The sequence below is a fragment of the Achromobacter sp. 46006 genome (genome assembly GCF_059761975.1).
In genome coordinates, this window is record NZ_JCBANN010000001.1 from 161,101 (window position 1) to 182,892 (window position 21,792).

26 protein-coding genes and 1 pseudogene are annotated in these 21,792 nt (G+C 65.3%); 19 read left to right on the top strand and 8 right to left on the bottom strand.

All coding sequences use genetic code 11. The annotated features are described in order from the left end of the window. Positions 1-98: 98 nt before the first annotated feature. Positions 99-809, top strand: coding sequence for an aquaporin Z (gene aqpZ, locus AC6LKG_RS00855; protein WP_498161998.1), 711 nt, complete (start codon positions 99-101; stop codon positions 807-809). Positions 810-835: 26 nt separating this feature from the next. On the opposite strand, the gene AC6LKG_RS00860 is transcribed toward aqpZ, so the two are convergent. The 3 genes and pseudogenes from AC6LKG_RS00860 to AC6LKG_RS00870 form a co-directional block, all read right to left on the bottom strand. Beyond that, positions 836-2,053 carry a DUF1444 domain-containing protein gene (locus AC6LKG_RS00860; protein ID WP_498161999.1) on the bottom strand — a complete coding sequence of 406 codons (1,218 nt, stop codon included), beginning with the start codon at positions 2,051-2,053 and terminating at the stop codon, positions 836-838. Between the two features lie 41 nt (positions 2,054-2,094). Further along, a complete protein-coding gene (locus tag AC6LKG_RS00865; protein ID WP_498162129.1) occupies positions 2,095-2,445 on the bottom strand; it encodes a nuclear transport factor 2 family protein in 351 nt (116 codons plus the stop codon). Positions 2,446-2,493: 48 nt separating this feature from the next. Continuing rightward, positions 2,494-3,054 (bottom strand): annotated as a pseudogene (locus tag AC6LKG_RS00870) (HD domain-containing protein); the annotation flags it as partial. 157 nt (positions 3,055-3,211) lie between these two features. Between AC6LKG_RS00870 and kdsA the strand changes: the two are divergent. From kdsA to AC6LKG_RS00885, 3 genes are all read left to right on the top strand, one after another. After that, positions 3,212-4,069 (top strand): 3-deoxy-8-phosphooctulonate synthase, encoded by an 858-nt coding sequence (kdsA, locus tag AC6LKG_RS00875; RefSeq protein ID WP_498162001.1) that lies wholly within the window; start codon positions 3,212-3,214, stop codon positions 4,067-4,069. 66 nt (positions 4,070-4,135) lie between these two features. Beyond that, positions 4,136-4,444, top strand: a complete 309-nt coding sequence (locus AC6LKG_RS00880) for a carbohydrate isomerase (protein ID WP_498162003.1) — start codon at positions 4,136-4,138, stop codon at positions 4,442-4,444. Positions 4,445-4,580: 136 nt separating this feature from the next. Beyond that, positions 4,581-4,841: a hypothetical protein gene (locus tag AC6LKG_RS00885; protein WP_498162005.1), complete on the top strand. Its 261-nt coding sequence runs from the start codon at positions 4,581-4,583 to the stop codon at positions 4,839-4,841. A 22-nt stretch (positions 4,842-4,863) separates the two neighbouring features. Here AC6LKG_RS00885 and AC6LKG_RS00890 read toward each other — a convergent pair whose 3' ends face one another. Beyond that, entirely contained in the window at positions 4,864-5,169 is a 306-nt protein-coding gene (locus tag AC6LKG_RS00890; protein ID WP_498162007.1) for a hypothetical protein, read from the bottom strand. A 187-nt stretch (positions 5,170-5,356) separates the two neighbouring features. Beyond that, positions 5,357-5,938: a TetR/AcrR family transcriptional regulator gene (locus tag AC6LKG_RS00895; protein WP_498162009.1), complete on the bottom strand. Its 582-nt coding sequence runs from the start codon at positions 5,936-5,938 to the stop codon at positions 5,357-5,359. A 132-nt stretch (positions 5,939-6,070) separates the two neighbouring features. Here AC6LKG_RS00895 and AC6LKG_RS00900 point away from each other — a divergent pair, with 132 nt between their 5' ends. Continuing rightward, a complete protein-coding gene (locus AC6LKG_RS00900) occupies positions 6,071-7,261 on the top strand; it encodes an MFS transporter (protein ID WP_498162011.1) in 1,191 nt (396 codons plus the stop codon). A 63-nt stretch (positions 7,262-7,324) separates the two neighbouring features. Next, positions 7,325-7,723, top strand: coding sequence for a RidA family protein (locus AC6LKG_RS00905; protein ID WP_498162013.1), 399 nt, complete (start codon positions 7,325-7,327; stop codon positions 7,721-7,723). Between the two features lie 27 nt (positions 7,724-7,750). On the opposite strand, the gene AC6LKG_RS00910 is transcribed toward AC6LKG_RS00905, so the two are convergent. Further along, positions 7,751-8,662 carry a LysR family transcriptional regulator gene (locus AC6LKG_RS00910; RefSeq protein WP_498162015.1) on the bottom strand — a complete coding sequence of 304 codons (912 nt, stop codon included), beginning with the start codon at positions 8,660-8,662 and terminating at the stop codon, positions 7,751-7,753. A 142-nt stretch (positions 8,663-8,804) separates the two neighbouring features. Here AC6LKG_RS00910 and AC6LKG_RS00915 point away from each other — a divergent pair, with 142 nt between their 5' ends. The 3 genes from AC6LKG_RS00915 (at position 8,805) to AC6LKG_RS00925 (ending at position 10,725) form a co-directional block, all read left to right on the top strand. Continuing rightward, the gene (locus AC6LKG_RS00915; protein WP_498162017.1) at positions 8,805-9,953 is read left to right on the top strand and encodes a DSD1 family PLP-dependent enzyme; all 1,149 of its coding nucleotides are present in this window, start codon (positions 8,805-8,807) and stop codon (positions 9,951-9,953) included. A gap of 28 nt (positions 9,954-9,981) precedes the next feature. After that, positions 9,982-10,377 (top strand): RidA family protein, encoded by a 396-nt coding sequence (locus tag AC6LKG_RS00920; RefSeq protein WP_498162019.1) that lies wholly within the window; start codon positions 9,982-9,984, stop codon positions 10,375-10,377. A gap of 75 nt (positions 10,378-10,452) precedes the next feature. After that, complete coding sequence (locus AC6LKG_RS00925) at positions 10,453-10,725, top strand: hypothetical protein (RefSeq protein ID WP_498162021.1); 273 nt, start codon at positions 10,453-10,455, stop codon at positions 10,723-10,725. A 75-nt stretch (positions 10,726-10,800) separates the two neighbouring features. Here the strand turns inward: AC6LKG_RS00925 and AC6LKG_RS00930 are convergent, their stop codons facing one another. Then, entirely contained in the window at positions 10,801-11,085 is a 285-nt protein-coding gene (locus AC6LKG_RS00930) for a DUF2513 domain-containing protein (RefSeq protein ID WP_498162023.1), read from the bottom strand. Positions 11,086-11,210: 125 nt separating this feature from the next. Between AC6LKG_RS00930 and AC6LKG_RS00935 the strand changes: the two genes are divergently transcribed. The 5 genes from AC6LKG_RS00935 to AC6LKG_RS00955 all read left to right on the top strand — a co-directional run bounded on the left by AC6LKG_RS00935 (position 11,211) and on the right by AC6LKG_RS00955 (position 13,817). Further along, a complete protein-coding gene (locus tag AC6LKG_RS00935) occupies positions 11,211-11,609 on the top strand; it encodes a hypothetical protein (protein ID WP_498162025.1) in 399 nt (132 codons plus the stop codon). 91 nt (positions 11,610-11,700) lie between these two features. Then, entirely contained in the window at positions 11,701-12,021 is a 321-nt protein-coding gene (locus tag AC6LKG_RS00940) for a hypothetical protein (protein WP_498162027.1), read from the top strand. Between the two features lie 375 nt (positions 12,022-12,396). Then, a complete protein-coding gene (locus AC6LKG_RS00945; protein WP_006220190.1) occupies positions 12,397-12,600 on the top strand; it encodes a cold-shock protein in 204 nt (67 codons plus the stop codon). A 180-nt stretch (positions 12,601-12,780) separates the two neighbouring features. Continuing rightward, positions 12,781-13,344, top strand: coding sequence for a DUF924 family protein (locus AC6LKG_RS00950; RefSeq protein WP_498162029.1), 564 nt, complete (start codon positions 12,781-12,783; stop codon positions 13,342-13,344). 266 nt (positions 13,345-13,610) lie between these two features. Continuing rightward, on the top strand, positions 13,611-13,817 hold the full coding sequence (locus AC6LKG_RS00955) for a cold-shock protein (protein ID WP_046805802.1): 207 nt from the start codon (positions 13,611-13,613) through the stop codon (positions 13,815-13,817). Positions 13,818-13,910: 93 nt separating this feature from the next. Here the strand turns inward: AC6LKG_RS00955 and AC6LKG_RS00960 are convergent, their stop codons facing one another. Beyond that, positions 13,911-14,456, bottom strand: coding sequence for a TIGR00645 family protein (locus AC6LKG_RS00960; protein ID WP_498162031.1), 546 nt, complete (start codon positions 14,454-14,456; stop codon positions 13,911-13,913). 261 nt (positions 14,457-14,717) lie between these two features. Here AC6LKG_RS00960 and loiP point away from each other — a divergent pair, with 261 nt between their 5' ends. The 5 genes from loiP (at position 14,718) to lon (ending at position 21,711) form a co-directional block, all read left to right on the top strand. After that, complete coding sequence (gene loiP / locus AC6LKG_RS00965; RefSeq protein ID WP_498162033.1) at positions 14,718-15,473, top strand: metalloprotease LoiP; 756 nt, start codon at positions 14,718-14,720, stop codon at positions 15,471-15,473. A 168-nt stretch (positions 15,474-15,641) separates the two neighbouring features. Next, positions 15,642-16,952 carry a trigger factor gene (gene tig, locus AC6LKG_RS00970; protein ID WP_498162034.1) on the top strand — a complete coding sequence of 437 codons (1,311 nt, stop codon included), beginning with the start codon at positions 15,642-15,644 and terminating at the stop codon, positions 16,950-16,952. A gap of 4 nt (positions 16,953-16,956) precedes the next feature. After that, positions 16,957-17,610, top strand: coding sequence for an ATP-dependent Clp endopeptidase proteolytic subunit ClpP (clpP, locus tag AC6LKG_RS00975; RefSeq protein ID WP_498162036.1), 654 nt, complete (start codon positions 16,957-16,959; stop codon positions 17,608-17,610). A 101-nt stretch (positions 17,611-17,711) separates the two neighbouring features. Next, the gene (clpX, locus tag AC6LKG_RS00980; RefSeq protein WP_498162037.1) at positions 17,712-19,010 is read left to right on the top strand and encodes an ATP-dependent Clp protease ATP-binding subunit ClpX; all 1,299 of its coding nucleotides are present in this window, start codon (positions 17,712-17,714) and stop codon (positions 19,008-19,010) included. 250 nt (positions 19,011-19,260) lie between these two features. Continuing rightward, entirely contained in the window at positions 19,261-21,711 is a 2,451-nt protein-coding gene (gene lon / locus AC6LKG_RS00985; RefSeq protein WP_498162039.1) for an endopeptidase La, read from the top strand. Positions 21,712-21,792 lie beyond the last annotated feature (81 nt).

Genomic DNA, 21,792 nt, shown 5'->3' on the forward strand with positions numbered 1-21,792 from the left:
GTCAAGCAACGTCAAGAACCGCCCGGAATTTGCATTGCTTTGAAATCGTTACGCCCGCGTCGCGCTACCGTCGCGTTTTACATCGCGGAGGGCGAAACATGTACCCATTATCGAAGCGCTGCGGCGCGGAGTTCTTTGGCACCTTCTGGCTGGTGCTGGGCGGTTGCGGCGCGGCCGTGCTGGCGGCGGGATTCCCGCAACTGGGCATCGGCTTTGCCGGCGTAGCGCTGGCGTTCGGCCTGACGGTGCTGACGATGGCGTTCGCCGTCGGCCACATTTCGGGCGGGCACTTCAATCCGGCTGTCACGGTCGGGCTCGTGGCCGGCGGCCGTTTCCCGGCGCGCGACATCCTGCCCTATGTGGTGGCGCAGGTGCTCGGGGCCATCGCGGCCGCCGCGGTGCTGGCGGTCATCGCCAAGGGGCAGCCGGGTTTCGATCTGCAAGCCAGCCACTTTGCCGCCAACGGCTTTGATGCCTATTCGCCCGGCAAGTATTCGATGCTTGCCGCGCTGGTGACCGAAGTCGTGATGACAGCGGGTTTTCTGTTCGTGATCCTGGGCGCGACGTCCAAGCGCGCGCCTGCCGGTTTCGCGGCGATCCCGATCGGCCTGGCGCTGACGCTGATTCACCTCGTCAGCATCCCGGTCACCAACACATCGGTGAATCCGGCCCGTTCCACCGGCCCGGCGCTGTTCGTGGGCGGCTGGGCGCTGGAGCAACTTTGGCTGTTCTGGGTGGCGCCCATCGTCGGCGCGATCATCGGGGCGCTGGCCTACCGGCTGGTGAGCGAGCGGGCCTCGCAGGCGTAGCGGGGCAGGGCGCGGGCCTGGATGGGTCAATCCACGGCGCGCAGCCGCGCCAACTGCGCATCATCGGGAAAGCCCCGCGTGCGGTAGCGCACGGGATAGCGGTCTTCGGGTTCGAGCAGCGGCGCCAGTTCGGCAGCCGCCTGCTCCCAGCTCACCACCCGGACTTCGCCAAGATCATCGGCGGCCTCGGGGCGCACCAACGCCAGCCGGTCAACCTTGGGCAGCGAGGTGTCCACGCCCCGCGTCCACGTGGCCAGCGAGAACGAAGCGGCCACATCGTCGTTCTGCGTGAACAGGTTGTAGGTGGCCACGAACACGTCGATGCCCTGCGCTTCGTACAGTCGGTCCAGGGCCTCTTTCTGCGCGTCGTAATCGCCCTGGGCCAGCACCCGCGCCAGGTGCGCCTGCAGGCGGATCAGCGGTTCCTGCCGCGGCCGGTAGCGTTCGACGCCGGCATCGCCGTAGCGATACATGCAGGCGGAGACGGGGCGGCCATGCGCCACTACCTGCAGGCAGAGTTCCGTCATCTTCAACAACCCGGCTTCGTCGCTGTCGCCGCTGACCAGCAGCAGGTCGCGGGTCGGCATCATGAATATCGGGCGGCCGCGCGCCGGGATGCGTTCCAGCATGTCGGGCAGCAGCGCGCGGCTGATGTCGTAGCCGTCTTCCCAGCCACCGCCATACACGCCCGGCGCTACTTCCACGAAATGGTCGACCGACTCGCGCAGATTGTCGATGGCGATGGCCAGGGCCTCGTCGAACGACACGCCCCATTGCGCATCAGGCCCGTTGGCGAGCGTGGCGATGGATTCGGGATGGTCGAGCGCCAGCAGCACCACGCAATCGTCGCCGAAGGGGCGCAGCGCCGGGTGGAAGCCGTCGTCGTTGCCGTCGGTGCGCAGGTGGTGCATGCGCAACGCTTCAAGGGCGGCGCGGCCGCGGATCACCGGACGCAGCAACGGGCGGGCCTCGGCCAGCGAGGCAGGGTGGGCCTGGCTGCTGGTCAGCAGGGTGGATACATAGCCCTGCAAGGCGCCCTGGCGTTGCCCGCCGGGGGCGTCGCAATAGGCGTGGTAAGCGTTGTGCAGATTGAAGTATGAGCCTTCGCCGTGCACCAGTCGGAACTCATCCGCCTTGTAGTCCAGGTTGCCGGTAAAGCCCCGTTGCCGCACGGCGGCGATGAACAGCGTGGCGAACTGGTCTTGCGTGGGCTTGCGCCGGAACAGCGAGTCGAGGAGTCCCATGCTTGTCTCACGAGGTAGGGCTGGCACCGCACGGCCCGCCGCTATGCCGGACGGGCGCGCGGGCGCGGCTGGCCGAGCTGGAACCAGGCCTTGGCGATCCTGCCGCCGCGTACTTCATAGATCGCGACGACGTCGATCTCGCCGGGCCCGTCGGCGAAGTTGCGGGTGACGGTTTCCTGGTCCACCACCATGTCGCCGTTGACGATGCGGTTGACCAGCCGGCCGTGCAGATCGGGTTCCTGGAAGCGTTCGACGTGCCGCTGGCGGACCTGGGCGCTGCCGCTGGCCAGCAGGGTGTCGGGGAAGGCATAGTACTGGCAGTCGTCCGCCCAGACTGACATAAAGGCGTCGATGTCGCGGGCGTTGTACGCGTCCAACTGCCGCTGGACCACGTCGGCGGGCGCGCTGGACGGCGCGGCGCGGGCAGCGGCCTGCTGGCGGATGTTCGCTTCGGTGTCGGCGTCCAGCAACTGGCGGATGGCCCGGAACAGGGGCAGGGCGTCGGTGTGCTTGCGGCCGTAGTCCAGGTTGAACGCATAGTCGAAGTCCGGGGCATTGGCGCCCTGGTTATGTTGTAGCAGGGTTTCCAGCTTGTCCATGGCTTTGACGGCCCGGGCTTCGGGCGACGCGGCGTTTTCGTAGTCGTCCCACAACGCCAGCAGCCGGGCGCGCGCCGCCTCGTCCAGCGGGCCGGCCAGTTGCAGCAGATCCTGCCGTTCCTGGGTGCCCTTGCCCGGGCCGGTGGCGGATTGCTGGGTGGCAGGGATGTCGCCGTGGATGGCTTCGCCCAGGTCGTGGACCACGCACAGCCGCAGGATGCGGGCGAAATCCAGGTCCGCCAGGCCCTCTTCCAGCATCATGGCCATGAGGCACAGCCGCCAGGTGTGTTCCGCCGTGCTTTCCTGGCGTCCGCCCGAGCTGCGGGCACTGCGCAGCACGTCCTTGAGTTTTTCGGCTTGCCGCAGGAATTCGAGCCGGCCTTGCAGGGTGGCGGTGTCCATGGATCAGGTAATGGTAAGTCTGTTGTCAATACGCTGGTGGGCGTTGGCCCCACGGTGACGAGTGTATCTTGCGGCCGTCGCCGCGACGGATCCGACCCGGGCAGGTTGTACATTACGCACTTGTCACCTGCTTCACCTATTACAGGATCGCCCCATCATGACCGCCCCGGAAGTCGTCATCTCGCCCTCGATTGCCTGCGCCAACGATCGGCCCTTCGTGCTGTTCGGCGGGATCAACGTACTCGAATCCAAGGATCTGGCCCTGCGCGCCTGCGAGCAATACCAGCGCGTGACCACCCGGCTGGGCATTCCCTATGTGTTCAAGGCCTCCTTCGACAAGGCCAACCGGTCATCGATCCACTCCTACCGCGGCCCAGGCCTGGAAGAGGGCATGAAGATCTTCGAGGCGGTCAAGCAGAACTTCGGCGTGCCGGTGATTACCGACGTGCACGAGCCGTGGCAGGCCGCGCCGGTGGCCGAAGTGGCCGACATCCTGCAATTGCCGGCGTTCCTGGCGCGCCAGACCGATCTGGTGGTGGCTTTGGCCAGGACCGGCCGTGTCGTCAACATCAAGAAGCCGCAGTTCCTCAGCCCCACCCAGGTGCTCAACATCGTCGAGAAGTTCACCGAGGCCGGCAATCAGCAGATCATCCTGTGCGACCGTGGCACCAGCTTCGGCTATGACAATCTGGTGGTGGACATGCTCGGCTTCGGGGTCATGAAAAAGGTAAGCGGCAACCGGCCGGTGATCTTCGACGTCACCCATGCCTTGCAGCAGCGCTCGGCCCTGGACGCGGCCTCAGGCGGCCGCCGCGAACAGGTGGCCGAACTGGCGCGGGCGGGGATGGGCGTGGGCCTGGCAGGCCTGTTCCTGGAGGCCCATCCCGACCCCCGCAACGCCAAGTGCGATGGCCCCAGCGCGTTGCCGTTGGACAAGCTCGAACCTTTCCTGACCCAGTTGAAACAACTGGATGACCTGGTGAAATCCTTTGAGCCTATCGATATCGAGCCCTGACGGCTGTCATCGCGGATGCGCGAAGTTGGTATACGATCCGGGCCTCCACACCTGAGGGAGGCTCGAATGTCGTTTTATGCGATCGTCGCCGTTCGTAAAGAAGCCGCCAGTGGCCACGTTGCCTACGTGCGCTGGGGTCTGGCCGAGCGCGGCGTGCCCGGCTGGGTCAGCGAACCCGTGACTGCGGCCGCATCCGAAGTGATCGAGGCCATCAAGGCCGGCGCCGATGTCGAAACCCTGGCCAGCGTCGATGGCGTGTCCGTGGCCTCGCGTCCGCTGCGGGTGCTGACTGACGACGACGGGCGCGAGCGCCTTGCCTCGGTGCCGGCGCCCAGCTCCACCCTGCATACAGTGTTCGATCTGCCTGAATTCTGACCGGCTCCGCTGGTAATTTCTGCACCCGGCGTGCGGCATTGCCCCGGCTGCCGCGCCAGGCATGGCGCTTGCTGCCGTCGGTTCCACGATGTCGCCGCGTTCCTTGCGGCCGCGGCGAGGCTTCAGGGGAAACAGCATGATGGACCACAGCGAGATGATGGCCCGCATGATCAGCAAACCCGTCGCGCCCGGCAGGCCCGATGAATGGGATGGCATCCTGTCCGAGTATGCGGACTGCCTGCTGGCGGTGCAGGGCAAGCTGAACGGGGACGACCTGCACCGCTTCCTGGATGTGGGGGCACTGATATTCAGGTCTTGTTGCCAGGAAGAGGCGCGGCAACGCTGGACCGCCGAGCAACTGGCGGCCTATCACCGCAAGCCCCCCCCCGGTACGTGACAAGAAGGCGCCGCGTGCCGCCTCAGAGGCACTGACGCAGGGCGAACTTGCGGCCGAAGGCGCGGACTTCATCGCCGTCGACCGAGGCAGCGACGTCCCAGTGGTCGCCGCGGGTTACCAGCACGGATTGCGACGAAAACGCATGGCGCAGCGCGAAGATCCAGAAGGCGGCCTCCGAGCCGACCGGGGCCAGGTCGTGCGGGCCGATCCGCAACCGCGCCGGCCTGGGCGTCGCGCCCAGTGACCACCGCAGCGCGATCGCCAGGAAGGCAAAGCGCGCGGACATCGATGACGGCTGGACGCACAGTACGCGGATCTTGGGTTTCATGGTGGGGTGGCCTCCACGAAGGGTGACCCAGCGTAGCAAAGAAGGCTGCAGTATTCCATACCGCGTTTGGGGGATTCCAGACCGGCTGCCGGGCGGCGGCATCGGCGCGCCCATTGCGCCGGCGGCCGCGTAAAACTGTGGATGACGATCATCGAGTCGGGGACTGGCCGCCGTTGCCAGACCCGCATCAAGGCAGGCGAATGCCTTGCAGCAGCACGTCCAGCGCCTGCAGGGCCAGCGTCAGCCGGTCCTCGCCGGTGTCGCCCGCGATCCAGAAGGCGCTTTCGTCCAAGCCGCCATGCAGCATCCGCGCCAGCGCGTGGGGGTCGGCCGGCCTGAGGTCGCCTTGGTCCATCAAGGTTCGCAGCAAGGTGGCGAGCGATGCGGTGCATCGTGCCTGCGAGATGGCATCGGCAGGGCCCAGCACCGCGCGCGCGTCCTGCAGCACGATCCGCCGGATGTCGGGTTCGGCCGCCATCGCCAGATAGGCGCGGCAACGTTCGCGCAAAGCGCTCCAGGCGTCCGGCGCGGTGCGAGAAATCGCTTGCAGGCGCTGCTCCATTTCGTCGTCGATCTGCGATGCGACCGCGGCCAGCAGGCCCTGTTTGTCACCGAAATGGTGATACAAAGCTCCCCGGGTCAGCCCGGCGCTGGCGGTAAGGTCATCCATCGACGTGCCGGCGTAGCCGGCGCGGCGGAACGATTCGCGCGCCGTCGCCAGCAGCTTGGCGCGGGTTTCTTCAATCATCTCGGCGCGGGTGCGCGGCATGGCTGGCTCCAATGGCATACGTGACGTATGTTAATTGACAGGCGTCGTGCGGGTGAATACGATTTGGCATACGCTTCGTATGTAAATTTTCCCGGCGTCTCCGCCGGCCCGCAACATCACCAGAGGTCCCGGGTGTCCAACCCCTACCGTGAACTGTTCCAGGCGCCCGGCGCCACCGGCTTTGTCGCCGCCTGCGCGGTGGCGCGGCTGGCGTTGCCGATGATCGGCATCGGCATCATCACCATGCTGTCCCAGGTGCGTGGCGCCTACACCCTGGCCGGCGCGGTGGCGGCCACCTTCGCGCTGGCGACGGCGCTGCTGGCGCCGCGTATCTCCCGCCTGGTGGATCGCCATGGCCAGGCCCGCATCCTGCCGCTGGCCGCCGGTGCCAGCGTCGCCGGGCTGGGCGGCCTGGCGCTGTGCGTGCGGTGGCAGGCGCCGGACTGGACCTTGTTCATGTTCGCGGCGCTGGCCGGCAGCCTGCCAAGCATGCCGGCCATGGCGCGGGCGCGCTGGACCGAGATCTATCGCGACCGTCCGCAACTACGCACAGCCTACGCGCTGGAGTCGGTACTGGACGAGCTCAGCTTCATCATCGGGCCGCCATTGGCGGTGGGGCTGTGCGTCGTCCTGTTTCCCGAGGCCGGCCCGCTCGGCGCGGCGCTGCTGCTGGGCCTGGGGGTTGCCGCCTTCGTGCTGCAACGGGCCACGGCGCCGAGGGTGCAGCCGCCGGCCCCCGGTCGCGAGACCTCGGTGCTGGGAGTGCCATTGATGCGTCCGTTGACAGCGATGATGGCGGCTATGGGCGTCATCGTGGGCACCATCGACGTGCTGAGCGTGGCGTTCGCGCGCCAGCAGGGACTGCCGGCGGGGGCCAGCGCGGTGCTGTCGGCTTACGCCTTCGGTTCCTGCATCGCCGGGCTGGCGTTCGGCGTGCTGAAGTTCCAGATGCCGCTGGCGCGCATGCTGGCCATCGCCGCCAGCATCACCGCCTTGACGACTTTGCCGCTGTTGCTGGTGGACGATCTGCTGACCTTGTCGCTGGGGGTGCTGCTGGCCGGCCTGTCGTTCGCGCCGACCATGATCATCGCCATGGCGTTGGTGGAGAACATCGTGCCCGGGCGGCGCCTGACCGAAGGCCTGACCTGGCTGGTGACGGGCCTGGGCGCCGGGGTGGCGGCGGGCGCGGCGCTGGCCGGCTGGATCGTCGATCATCACGGGGTCGGCGCGGGCTTCTGGAGCGCCGTCGGCGCCGGCGCCGCGGTGCTGCTGGCGGCCTTGTGCGCGGCCCGGGGCGGCCGTCGCGCCCCCATGGCGGCCTGAGCCCGCCGCGGCTCTAGAATGTGAGGCCTCGGCGCCGCCAGGGCGCCCGCCAGGAGAATCGTCATGACCCGTATCGTCGTCAATCCCGACACCGTCTTCAACACGGTGCAATATGGCTTCAGCCAGGCTGTCATCGTGACCGGCCAGCGCCGCATGCTGCTGTCCGGCCAGGTCGGCGTCGATGCCCACGAGCGTACCGTCGGGCCCGGCCTGCAAGAGCAGACCCTGGCCGCGCTCGACAATATCGAACGCGTACTGGCGGCCGCCGGCGCGACGCTGGCGCGGGTCATCATGCTGCGCATCTACATCTGCGAAGCGGCGCGCGAGGATCAGGAAGTGATCGCCCAGGCGCTGCGCGATCGTTTCCCGCAGGATCCGCCGCCGTCCTCGTGGATCATCGTCAGCGGCCTGTCGCTGCCCGAGTGGCTGGTCGAGATCGAAGCCGAGGCGATGCTTGACTGACAAGCCTGTCCCCGGCAACGGCCAGCCCTAAGCCTTGTCACGCCAGGGCGTGACGGCGAAGGCTTCGCGCAGATGGGCCAAAAAGCCCGCCGTGCGCGCCGGCAGTTCCTGGCGCGATTTCACCAATGCCACCACATTGGCCTCGGGCAGGTTCCAGCCCGCCAGCAGCGGCACCAGCGTGCGCGCTTGCACATGCTCGGCCACATCCCATTCCGAGCGCGCCACGATGCCGTGGCCGGCCAGGGCCCAGGCCACCGCCGCCGCGCCCGCGTTGCTCGACAGCACCGGCGCGATGCGCACGCCTATCGCCGGCCCGCGGCCGCGCCTGAAGCGCCACAGGGTGACGTCTTCTTCGTTCTCGCGCAGGGCGATGCAGTCGTGGTCGCGCAGATCTTCGGGCTTGGCCGGGGCGCCATGGCGCGCCAGGTAGGCCGGCGAGGCGCACAAAATGCGCCGGTTCGGCGCCAGCGGATAGGCCACCAGGGTGGAATCGCGCAGTTCGCCGATATGGATCATCACGTCCCAGTCATCGCTGGCCAGGCGCGGCGGCCCGTCCGACAGTGTCAGGCTGGCAGTGACGTCGGCCTGACGCTGGCGGAATCCGGCCACCAGCCCCGCGATATGGCGCTGGCCGAACCCCAATGGCGCCACCACGCGCAGATGGCCGGCCACCACACCGCGGCGGCCGGCCAGCTCGTCGGCCAGCTCGTTCAGCTCGCCGCAGATCTGGCCGGCGCGCAGCGCCAGCAGCCGGCCTTCGTCGGTCAAGGCGGTGCCGCGCCCCGAGCGGTTGACCAGCCGCACGCCCAGGCGCTTTTCCAGCGCATGCAGACGCTGCGTCACGGCAGGCGGCGTCACGTCCAGAGCGCGGGCCGCCTGCGCCAGCGAACTGGTTGCCGCCAGGCTCAGGAAAAAGCGCAGATCGTCCGTCGTGATCATTTAGAGTGGCCTTAATGATTAATTAAGATTTCATTAAACACGCAAGGCACGCGCCGCGCCATACTCCAGGCATGCGCAGGCGCCCCCCGGGCGGCGTCCGCGCCATGCCCGCAACGCCCACCATCGTCTCGCCGAAATCGCCATGACCTCTGTTTCCACCTCCCTGGACCTGCTCGACACGCCCTGCCTGCTGCTGGACGAAACCCGCATGACGCGCAACATCGAACGCCTGAACGGCCTCATGGCCGGCCATGGCGTGCAGTTGCGCCCGCACCTTAAAACGCCCAAGTCGATCGAGGTCGCGCGCCGCGTCATGGCGCGTCCAGAGGGGCCCGCGGCGGTCTCGACGCTGCAGGAGGCCGAGCAGTTCGCCGCCGCCGGCGTCACCGACCTGTTGTACGCGGTGGGTGTGGCCCCGGCCAAGCTCGATCGCGTCCTGGCGCTGCGCCGCCAGGGCGTCGACCTGACGGTGGTGGTCGACAGCGTCGACGCCGCGCGCGCCCTGGCCGCGCGCGCCGCGCAAGAGGGCGCCGCCATTCCGGCGCTGATCGAAATCGATTGCGACGGCCATCGCGCGGGCGTGCAGCCCGGGCATACCGGCCAGTTGCTGGCGATTGCCCGCGTGCTGGCGGCGGCTGGCAGCCTGCGTGGCGTCATGACCCACGCCGGGGAATCCTATGGCTGCCGCAGCGTGGCGGCAATCTCCGACATGGCCGAACAAGAGCGCGCCGCCGCGGTGGGTTGCGCCGAGGCGATCCGCGCCGCCGGCCTGCCGTGTCCGGTCGTGAGCGTGGGCTCGACGCCGACCGCCCACTTCGCCCGCAATCTGGCGGGTGTGACGGAAGTGCGCGCCGGGGTCTACGTTTTCTTCGACCTGGTCATGGCCGGGCTCGGCGTGTGTGGCGTCGACGATATCGCCGCCACCGTCCTGACCACAGTGATCGGCCACCAGCCCGAGAAAGGCTGGATCCTGGTGGATGCCGGCTGGATGGCCATGTCGCGCGACCGTGGCACCGCGAAACAGCCGGTGGACCAGTTGTACGGGCTGGTGTGCGATGCCGACGGCAAGGTCTACCCGGACCTGCTGCTGGCCGAGACCAACCAGGAGCAGGGCATCGTCAAGCTGCGCGCCGGCAGCGCCGCCGCGTTGCCCGACTTGCCGCTGGGCGCCAGGCTGCGGATCATGCCAAACCATGCCTGCGCCACCTGCGCCCAGCACGATGCCTACGCGGTCGTACGCGGCGGGGAACGCGAGGTGGTGGCGCGGTGGGAACGCTTTCGTGGCTGGTAAGTCCGCGCTTCGCGCAACAGGAGCCTATATGGAGACCCTATACACCCCCCATGCCACGCCGCCCGCGGGCCATTATTCCCAGGCGGTGCGCGCCAACGGTTTCATTTTCGTCTCCGGGCAGCTCGGCTTCCTGCCGCCCGCTAGACCGGGCGAGCGTCCGCAATTGGCGCAAGGCGTTGCCGCGCAGACCGAAGCCGCCTTGCGCAGCCTGGCGGCCATCCTGGAGGCGGCGGGCGCGTCCATGACCTCGGTGGCCAACGTTACCGTCTACATTCCCGATGTTGGCCTGTGGAATGAGGTCAACAGCGTCTACGAGCGCAGTTTTGGCGATCATCGTCCGGCTCGCGCCGTCGTGCCGACACGGGAGCTGCATTACGGCGCGCTGGTTGAAATCAGCGCCATCGCGGTCGCGCCGCCAGCCTGACGGGGCCATGCGCCTGAGGGCGAGGCGCCGCCCTATAATGCGGGCGCCTCAACCCTCAAGGGGAGTCCGTTCGCAATGCAGTACGAATACCTGTTCTGGTCCATGGCCGCGATGGTGGCGGCGGCATTGGTGGGCGGCTCGCTCTGCGGCCGTTTGCCCACGCCAGGCCGCGTGCTGGCCGGCGTGGCGGTGTTGGCGGCGGCGATCTGCGCCGCGGCGGTGGTGCTGTCGCGCTCGGCCGGCTTTGGCGACCAGGCGGCGATGCTGGCCATCGCCGCGTTCATGTTCAGCCTGGTGATCGGCGCGGCCGCCGCGTTGCTGACGCGCCGCATCCTGCGGCGCCACTGAGCGTGCCGGTCGCGCCCGAGGCGCGGGGCCGGCAGGCGGGCGGCGCGCCGGCTACGTCCGAAGGAGCAGGGCGCCTTATTCCTCGGCGTCGAAGTCCTCGTCGTCTTCTTCGTCCTGCTCCAGGGCATCGTAGCCCTTCCAGGTGATGCGCCAGCGCGTATCGCCGGCGGTCGCGGCCGTTTCGCTGACCTGCTTGACCAGGCCGGCGTCGGCCAGCAGGTCGAGGTGGTGGGCGACCAGTTGCAGGCCCTGTTCGTGGGCCAGGGCCGCTTCCTTGATGTCATGGGTGCTCAGATTGGGGCCGGGCGCGTCGCGCAGGGCTCCCAGGATGGTGACGACCAGATCGAAATCGCGTTGCATGATGTCCGCCGTATAAGGTTGGAGGGAAACAGGCCGACGATAGCAGAGTTCGATGGCGGCCAAGCGACAGCCGGCGGCCCCGGGTTACAGTGCGGGATTACCGACAACCGAAACAGGCAGTACCGATGAAGAAACCCGCCGAGCGCGATTGCCTCGCCCTGGTCCCCGGCTATACCGGCCAGGCCGCCAAGCTCTTCCTGACCCGCGCGGAGGATGACGCCATTACCGGCGTCACCGTGTTCGACCTGCTGGGTCATGTCAAGCAGCAGGGCGACGCGCAGGCTGCCGCGGACTGGGTCGCCGCCTGGCTCGCCCAGGAAGCCGACAATCGCAAGGCCCGCCGTACCCAGTTGCTGGCCCAGATGTTCGTGTGCAAGTTGACCGGCGAAGAGAAAGCCGCTTTCCTGGACGCCCAGAAGCCGTTGCTGGCGGCCCTGGCCGCGGCTGGCGTGCGCAGCCGCAGCGTTGCCGCCACTTCGGGCGCGGCCCGTCCGTCACTCGGACCGGCTGTCAGGAAGTCTTAGCATAAGGCTGTTATAGTCGCGCCTGGGCGTACGCGCACCCGAGCGGTGCCTTGCCCGGCGGGCCTGGCCCGCAAGTCTAGGAAGAGTGATCATGGAAATACTGAGTCGGCATGTTGCCGACGTGGCGGGCGGCGTTGAGCTGCACACAACGCTGGATGGCGAGAGCATCAGCGCCTATGTCGTGATGGGCGTAACCGATCTCGATGCGATCGCCGACATCGTGCCCCCCGAAAAAGTCGAAGGCGGAGCGGACATACACGCCGCCAGTGTCGACAATGTTGATAATGCGCAAGACCAAATCGACCAGGTCCTGGAAAATATCAATCCCGGCGACGTGGCGGTTTTCCTTTGCTCGGGTCCCGATGCTTTTGGCGCGGCGCTCGATCTGTTGGGTTTACCTATCGACGAGTAAGCCCGGCGGCAAACCAAAGTGCTCGCCCAAACGGCGTATGGGTTCAATGCGCGTTTGGCGGCAGGGCATTTAAATAAGCCTTGATTGTTTTTTTTATGATGCGTGGGTGTTTACACCTATGCAGGCCTTCTTTTTGCCTATGAAAACGTGTAAATTCTGTCCGCAGTTTCTCTTTGTTGCATTATTGGCACGTATTTTTTAGGATTATGTTGACTTGTGAGGGGAACATAACCATAGTGTCGGCACACGATCACAAGCGTTGCGATTTTCGATCAGTGCCGTGCCTTTTCCGGCTCAGTGTTATTGTTCTACTGTCCCCTCCTTGATTGATTCGTGACCTCCGGGCATTTGCCCATTATCTCTAGGAAATACAGTATGGAAACCGGCGTCGTTAAGTGGTTCAACTCGGAAAAAGGCTATGGCTTCATCACCCCGGAAGCGGGTGGTAAGGATCTGTTCGCTCACTTCTCCGAAATTCAGGGCTCGGGCTTCAAGTCTCTGGAAGAGAACCAGCGCGTCAGCTTTGTGACGGCCAATGGCCCCAAGGGCCCGCAAGCCACGAAGATCCAGGTCCTGTAAGGTCCTGCGTTTTCGGAAAAGCCCCTTCGGGGGCTTTTTTGCATCCAAGGCTCCCTGCTGGGAGCCTTGTCGTTTCCGGCCTTTGCCCGGCGGCCCCGGGGCGCAGGGTATCCTTGCCGCAGGTTTCCCGCCACCTTTTCCGGCCGGCGCGGCTCTTGCAACCGACAAAGGACGATTTCCATGACCCATACCGGTCCCGCCCCTGTTTTCCCGCCGCCGCAGGATATCGTGGCGTTCTGGCGCGATGCCGGGCCACAACAGTGGTTCGCCAAGGACGACGTCTTCGACGAACGCTTTCGCCAGTATTGCGGGCAAGCCCACATGGCCGCCGCCGCGCGCCAGCTCGATGCCTGGCAGGACATGCCGGAGGGCGCCCTGGCGCTGCTGATCCTGCTGGACCAGTATCCCCGCAACGCTTTCCGCGGCACCGCCCACATGTTCGCCACCGATCCGCTGGCCCTGGTCTTCGCCGAGCGCGCCATCGCCGCCGGCCACGATCTGGCGGTCGATCCGGCGCTGCGCCAGTTTTTCTACCTGCCTTTCGAGCATGCCGAGACCCTGGCAGCGCAGAACCGAGCGGTGGCCCTGATGGAGCCGCTGGGCGCCGAGGCGATGCGCTGGGCGGTGCTGCATCGCGATGTCATCAAGCGCTTCGGCCGCTTCCCGCACCGCAACGCCGCGTTGGGACGGCAGACCTCGCGACCCGAGCAGGAGTTTCTCGACGCCGGTGGTTTCGCCGGCTGAGGGCGGCCGCGAGGCGAGCGTATCCGCCTGTATCGGCGCGTGGCCAGGTGCAAGCCGCCCCGGGGTGGCGCGCGGCGTAGCGCGCGCGATGGCCATGTATTTGACGTTTTTCTCGGTTCGCCAATACACTGGATCAGCGAGATTCTCAAGCGACGCGGTCTGCGTTCAACTTGTCGCGGTCAGTGGTACTGCAGTGGCTTCCTCTCCCATCCCTTGATGATCTGGCGCCCCGCGAGAAATCGCTTCTTTAGGTTCGAGGAAATTCCATGGCAACCGGCATCGTCAAGTGGTTCAACGCCGAAAAAGGGTATGGCTTCATCATGCCCGACGACGGCAGCAAGGATCTGTTCGCCCATTATTCGGAAATCCGCAGCGAAGGCTACAAGTCGCTGCAGGAAAACCAACGCGTCACGTTCGAGGTCGGCACCGGTCCCAAGGGACCCAGCGCCAAGAACATCAAGGTCGCTTCCTGACTGTGCAGATCCGTGGCGCACCGCCTGGCGGCGCGCCACAAAGAAAAGCCCCGCATGCTTGTGCGGGGCTTTTTCTTTGCGCGCGGGGCGGCTTCAGTGCCGCGGATGCGGCGGTGTCGCGAGCTTGTCGACCAGCGCGATGCCCAGCGCCGACAGGATGAACAGGCCGTGGATGATGGTCTGCCACATGACGCCCGCCTCGGAAAAGCGGGCGGCCGGCGTGCCCAGCGTGCCCGCCTCAATGAAGGTACGCAGCAGGTGGATGGAGGAAATGCCGATGATGGCCATCGCCAGCTTGACCTTGAGCACGCTGGCATTGACGTGGCTGAGCCACTCGGGCTGGTCGGGATGGCCCTGCAGGCGCAGGCGCGACACAAAAGTCTCGTAGCCGCCCACGATCACCATCACCAGCAGGTTCGAGATCATCACCACATCGATCAGCCCCAGCACCAGCAGCATGATTTCCATTTCGCCGAAGCTGGTGGCGTGGGTCAGCAGATGCCAGAGTTCCTTCAGGAACAGCATTACGTAGACGCCCTGGGCGATGATCAGTCCCAGATAGAGCGGCAATTGCAGCCAGCGCGAACTGAAGATCAGGCTGGGCAGAAGCCCGAGGCGGGTAGGGGTGTGGGGGGTCATGATGTGGGTGCGAGCCGTTATGGAAATATGCCGAAAAAACTGCGGCGGCAATTCTATCAATCCAGGACTGCGCCGCGTTGCGTTTTTGATGACAAAACCAGGCGCGCCACAGGTACTTACCACGGTAAGAAGTCATTCGCATGCCTTTTGTGTAAGTGAAATTCGCATTTGCGAAACTCTGTGGCGAAACGGTTTGAATGCTTTTGGCGTATATAGAATTGCCGCCTCACTCGTAAAGAGTCAGTCAAGAGGAGTTTTTTCATGAAGATCCGCTACACCGTTGCCGCGCTGGCCGTCGCGCTCGCCCCTTATTCCGCGTCGCATGCCCTCGACATCGGGGGTCTGGTGGGCGCCGGCAGCAAGGTGGTGCAGGCCGCCACGCTGAGCGATGCCGAGATCAAGACTTTGTCCGACAAGGCTTGCGCGCAGAGCGATTCCCAGGAAAAGATCGCCGCCCCGGGCAGCAAGTACGACGTTCGCCTGCAGAAGATCGCCAAGCAACTGGGCGGCACCGTCAACGGCCAGAAGGCGAACTACAAGGTCTACATCACCAAGGACGTCAACGCCTGGGCCATGGCCAACGGCTGCATCCGCGTCTACAGCGGCCTGATGGACATGATGACCGACGACGAAGTGCTGGGCGTGGTGGGCCACGAAATCGGCCACGTGGCGTTGGGCCACAGCAAGAAGGCCATGCAGACCGCTTATACGGTCTCGGCCGCGCGCGATGCCGCCGGCGCCGCCGGCGGCGCCACGGTCGCCGCCCTGAATTCGTCGCAACTGGGCGACCTGACCGAGAAGTTCATCAACGCCCAGTTCTCGCAGTCGCAGGAAAGCGCCGCTGACGACTACTCCTTCGACCAATTGCATGCCAAGAAGCTGAACACCCGCGGCCTGGTGACGGCGTTCCAGAAGCTGGCCGCGCTGGACGGGGGCAAGAGCGATATGATGAGCTCGCACCCGTCCTCGGCCAAGCGCGCGCAGCATATCGAAGACCGCATCGCCAAGGCCAAATAAGGCGTCTTGGCGGGCATTTGCCGCCCGTTTCGGGTGGGAAATCGGGGCGCGAGCATCCGGGCTTATCCGGGTGCTCGCGCCTCTTTGCGTCAGGGGTCCGGAAGTTTCCGGTAAAATGCCGCGTTTATCCGCCCGTCATCTCATATCTCTCGGAAAATAGGTCTTTTAATGCAGCCTGTGGTTGAAACCCTCTCCGGCCTCGAGCGCCGTGTTGATCTGGCCGTCTCTGTGGCCGACGTCGAAAAGGAAGTCCAGGCGCAGTTGAAGCGCGTGGCCCGCACCGCCAAGGTTCCCGGCTTCCGTCCCGGCAAGGCGCCGCTCGCCATGCTCGAGCGCAGCCATGGCCCCGGCATCCGCTACGACGTGATCAACAGCCAGGTCGGCCGTGCGTTCGAACAAGCCGTCGACGGCGCCAAGCTGCGCGTCGCTGGCGCCCCGAACCTGGAACCCAAGACCGAAGGCGTCAGCGATGACACGCTGGCCTTCACCGCCACGTTCGAGGTCTACCCCGAAGTCGCCGTGCCGGATCTGTCGGCCCTGGCCGTGACCCGCTTTGAGACCGCCGTCACCGACGCCGAAGTGCAGCAGACCCTGGACGTCCTGCGCAAGCAGCGCGCCACGTTCGAAGCCCGCGAAGGCCGTGCCTCGCAGGACGGCGACCGCGTCACGCTGGACTTCGCCGGCACCATCGACGGCGTGCCGTTCGACGGCGGCAAGGCCGAAGACTTCCCGTTCGTGCTCGGCCAAGGCCGCATGCTGCCGGAATTCGAAGAAGCCGCCCGCGGCCTGAAGGCTGGCGAAAGCAAGGTCTTCCCGCTCAAGTTCCCCGATGACTACCAAGGCAAGGAAGTCGCCGGCAAGACCGCCGAATTCACCATCACCGTCAAGGAAGTGGCCGAAGGCGTCCTGCCCGAACTGAACGCCGAATTCGCCAAGTCGCTCGGCCAGGCCGAAGGCGATGTCGAAAAGCTCAAGGCCGACATCCGCAGCAACATCGAACGCGAAGTCAAGGTGCGCTCGCAAGGCCGCACCAAGGCCAGCGTGATGGACGCCCTGGTCGAAGCCGGCAAGTTCGACGTGCCGAAGGCGCTGGTCGACAACGACGTGCAAAGCCGCATCGCCGCCGCCCGCGAAGAGCTCAAGCAGCGTGGCGTGCCGAACGCCGAGTCGGTGCCGATCCCGGCCGAAGCCTTCTCGACCGAATCCGAGCGCCGCGTGCGCCTGGGCCTGCTGGTGTCCGAACTGGTCAAGCAAGCCCAGCTGCAGGCCAAGCCGGAACAGGTCCGCGCCCGCATCGAGGAATTCGCGGAAAACTACGAACAACCCGCCCAGGTTGTCAGCTATTACCTGGCCGACCGCCAGCGTCGTGCTGAAATCGAGGCTATCGTGCTCGAAGACAACGTCGTCGCGCATGTTCTGGAAAAGGCCAAGGTCACCGACGAAAAGGTGCCTTTCGATCAGTTGATGGGGATGGCGTAACACTATGCAGAGATTCACCGATTTCTATGCGGCAATGAATGGCGGGTCGTCGGTGACCCCCACCGGCCTGGGCTACATTCCCATGGTGATCGAGCAGTCGGGGCGCGGCGAACGCGCCTACGACATCTATTCGCGCCTGCTCCGCGAGCGGCTCATCTTCCTGGTGGGCCCGGTCAACGACGCCACGGCCAACCTGGTCGTGGCGCAGTTGCTGTTCCTGGAATCGGAGAATCCTGACAAGGACATTTCCCTGTACATCAACTCGCCCGGCGGGTCGGTGTACGCGGGCATGGCCATCTACGACACCATGCAGTTCGTCAAGCCGGACGTGTCGACCCTGTGCACCGGCCTGGCGGCCAGCATGGGCGCCTTCCTGCTGGCGGCTGGCAAGAAGGGCAAGCGCTTTTCCCTGCCCAACTCGCGCATCATGATCCACCAGCCCTCGGGCGGCGCCCAGGGCCAGGCCTCCGACATCCAGATCCAGGCGCGCGAAATCCTGGACCTGCGCGAGCGTCTCAATCGCATTCTGGCCGACAACACCGGCCAGTCGATCGACCGCATCGCCCTGGACACGGAACGTGACAACTTCATGTCCGCCGAAGATGCGGTATCGTATGGACTGGTGGACAAGGTGATGACGTCCCGCTCGGAAGGCTGACTTCCGGCTTGCGTCCCACCGGCTGCCGCCTTGTTTGAGTAAGCGCAGGCGCCGGGTCCTTTACCCGGTCCGGCGCTTCTTTACCTGAGATACGACTACATATGCCTGATAAAAAGGGATCGGCAGACGCAAAAGTGCTGCATTGCTCGTTTTGCAATAAAAGCCAGCACGAAGTCCGCAAGCTGATCGCGGGTCCGTCGGTATTCATCTGCGATGAATGCATCGACCTGTGCAACGACATCATCCGCGAGGAAGCGCAGGCGACCGCGCGCGCGGCGATTCGTTCCGAACTGCCCACTCCGGCTGAAATCAAGACGTTCCTCGACCAGTACGTGATCGGGCAGACCTCGCCCAAGCGCATGCTGGCGGTGGCTGTCTACAACCACTACAAGCGCATCCGCCACGGCGAGATCAAGGGCGACGAAGTCGAGTTGTCCAAGAGCAACATCATGCTGATCGGCCCCACCGGGTCGGGCAAGACGTTGCTGGCGCAGACGCTCGCGCGCATGCTGAATGTGCCGTTCGTCATGGCCGACGCCACCACGCTGACCGAAGCCGGTTACGTCGGTGAAGACGTCGAGAACATCATTCAGAAGTTGCTGCAGAACTGCAACTACGAAGTCGAGAAAGCGCAGCGCGCCATCATCTACATCGACGAGATCGACAAGATTTCCCGCAAGTCCGACAACCCGTCCATCACTCGCGACGTGTCGGGCGAAGGCGTTCAGCAGGCGCTGCTCAAGCTGATCGAAGGCACGGTCGCCTCGGTGCCGCCGCAAGGCGGGCGCAAGCACCCCAACCAGGATTTCGTCCAGGTCGACACGACCAACATCCTGTTCATCGTGGGCGGCGCTTTCGATGGGCTGGAAAAGGTCATCCGCGACCGCACCGAAAAGTCCGGCATCGGCTTCTCCGCCTCCGTGCGCGCCAAGTCCGAGCGCGGTGTGGGCGAGCTGTTCTCCGAAGTCGAGCCCGAAGACCTTATCAAGTTCGGCCTGATTCCCGAACTGGTCGGCCGCCTGCCGGTGGTCGCCACGCTGGACGAGCTCGACGAGGCCGCCCTGGTGCAGATCCTCACCGAGCCCAAGAACGCCCTGCTCAAGCAATTCCAGAAGCTGTTCGCCATGGAAGGCGCCGAACTGGATGTGCGTCCCGCCGCGCTCAAGGCCATCGCCCGCAAGGCGCTGCGCCGCAAGACCGGCGCCCGCGGGCTGCGTTCCATCATCGAACAGGCCTTGCTCGACACCATGTATGACCTGCCTTCGCAAGGCAACGTCAAGCGCGTGGTGCTCGACGAAGGCGCGATCGAAGGCGATGGCAAGCCCTTGCTGATCTACGCCGACGAGGAAGGGACGGCCGAAAAGCCCGAGCGCGGGGAAGTCCGCGATGCCGCGGCCTGAGGGATATTTCAAAAAAACCCGTTTCCGTAACGGGTTTTTTTGTCTCCGGGCGCTGATTGAACGCACACTGTCAGGGCGTGTCCAATAAAACGGGAACCCGGCCGCCGTTTTTTTTGCGGTTTTGTTTATCTGGCCGCCGGGACCTTGAATTTTCGGCTATTGTTCCCATAACAGACGTAACCGACGGGGCTGTCCGGGTATACCCGTTCATCCTGTCCCCGATACGCCGAGTCATACCGAGGAACCTCCTATGTCTGCCAGCCAGACCCTGCCTTCCGACCCGATCGACCTTCCCCTGCTGCCACTGCGCGACGTCGTGGTGTTCCCGCACATGGTCATCCCGCTGTTCGTCGGCCGTCCGCGCTCTATCCGCGCGCTCGAGGTTGCGATGGAAGCGGGCAAGAGCATCATGCTGGTGGCCCAAAAATCCGCCGGCAAGGATGATCCCACCCCTGAAGACGTCTACGAGATCGGCTGCGTCGCCGGCATCCTGCAGATGCTCAAGCTGCCCGACGGCACCGTCAAGGTGCTGGTCGAAGGCACCCAGCGCGCCCGCATCAACAGCATCGAGGACGCCGATTCGCACTTCACCTGCCAGGTCACCCCGATCGAGCCGGACGCCGTCCAGGGCTCCGAGACCGAGGCCCTGCGCCGCGCGATCGTCGCCCAGTTCGAGCAATACGTAAAACTCAACAAGAAGATCCCTCCGGAGATCCTGACCTCGCTCGCCGGCATCGATGACGCCGGCCGCCTGGCCGATACGATCGCCGCGCATCTTCCGCTGAAACTCGAGCAAAAGCAGAAGATGCTCGAGATCGTCGGCACCTCCGAGCGCCTCGAAGGTCTGCTCACGCAGCTGGAAACCGAAATCGACATCCTCCAGGTCGAGAAGCGGATCCGCGGCCGCGTGAAGAAGCAGATGGAAAAGAGCCAGCGCGACTACTACCTGAATGAGCAGGTCAAGGCCATTCAGAAGGAGTTGGGCGAAGGCGAAGAGGGCGCCGACATCGAGGAACTCGAAAAGAAGATCATCGCCGCGCACATGCCCAAGGAGGCGCGCAAGAAGGCCGATGCCGAGCTCAAGAAGCTCAAGCTCATGTCGCCCATGTCGGCCGAGGCGACCGTGGTGCGCAACTACATCGATACGCTCATCAACCTCCCCTGGAGGAAGAAGAGCAAGATCAACAACTCCATCTCCAACGCCGAGACGGTGCTCGACAACGACCACTACGGCCTGGAGAAGGTGAAGGAACGCATCCTCGAATATCTCGCCGTGCAGCAGCGCGTCGACAAGGTCAAGGCGCCGATTCTGTGCCTGGTCGGTCCTCCCGGGGTCGGCAAGACCTCGCTGGGCCAGTCCATCGCCAAGGCCACGAACCGCAAGTTCGTGCGCATGGCCCTGGGCGGCGTGCGCGACGAAGCCGAGATCCGTGGCCACCGTCGCACGTACATCGGCTCGATGCCCGGCAAGATCGTCCAGAACATGTCGAAGGTCGGCGTGCGCAATCCCCTGTTCCTGCTCGACGAAATCGACAAGCTGGGCATGGATTTCCGCGGCGATCCCTCGTCGGCGCTGCTCGAAGTGCTGGACCCGGAACAGAACCACACGTTCCAGGACCACTACATCGAAGTCGACTTCGACCTGTCGGACGTCATGTTCGTGGCCACCAGCAACACGCTGAACATTCCGCCGGCCCTGCTGGACCGGATGGAAGTGATCCGCCTGTCGGGCTACACGGAGGAAGAAAAGATCCACATCGCCCGCGACCATCTGCTGCCCAAGCTGATGAAGAACAACGGCGTCAAGGATACCGAACTGACCGTCGATGACAGCGCGCTGCGCGACATCGTGCGCTACTACACCCGCGAAGCCGGTGTGCGCGCGCTCGAACGCGAAGTGGGCAAGATCTGCCGCAAGGTGATCAAGCAGTTGCTGACCCAGAGCGATCGCGCCAAGGCCGAAGGCAAGCCCTTCGAGCTCAAGCCGGTCAACGTCACGGGCGACAACCTCAGCGATTACCTCGGCGTGCGCCGGTACACCTTCGGCATGGCCGAAAAGGAAAACCAGATCGGTCAGGTGACCGGCCTGGCCTGGACGGAAGTCGGTGGCGACCTGCTCACGATCGAAGTGGCGGACATGCCTGGCAAGGGCGTGATCCAACGCACCGGTTCGCTGGGCGATGTGATGAAGGAATCGGTCGAGGCGGCCCGCACGGTGGTGCGCTCGCGGGCGCGTCGCCTGGGCTTCGCTGACAGCGTGTTCGAGAAGCACGACATGCACGTGCACGTGCCGGAAGGCGCGACGCCCAAGGACGGTCCGTCCGCCGGTATCGCGATCACCACGGCCATGGTTTCGGCCTTGTCGCGCATCCCCGTGCGCGCCGACGTCGCCATGACCGGCGAGATCACGCTGCGTGGCGAAGTTCTGCCGATCGGCGGCCTGAAGGAAAAGCTGCTGGCCGCCCATCGCGGTGGCATCAAGACGGTCTTGATCCCGGAAGAAAACGTCAAGGATTTGGCGGAGATCCCGGACAACGTCAAGAACCATCTCGAGATCGTGCCGGTGCGCTGGATCGACAAGGTGCTGGAACTGGCTCTTGAACGTATGCCGGAGCCGCTGGCTGAAGACGAAGCGGTCAAGGAGCCGCTGGTTGCCAAGCCGGCCGAGCCGGGTTCGACGGATCCCGTGCTCAAGCACTGACCATGGCCCCGGGGCATCCCGCAAAGGATGCCCAATAAAAGAAACCCCGCTTGCGCGGGGTTTCTTTTTGGCGCGGCCGCC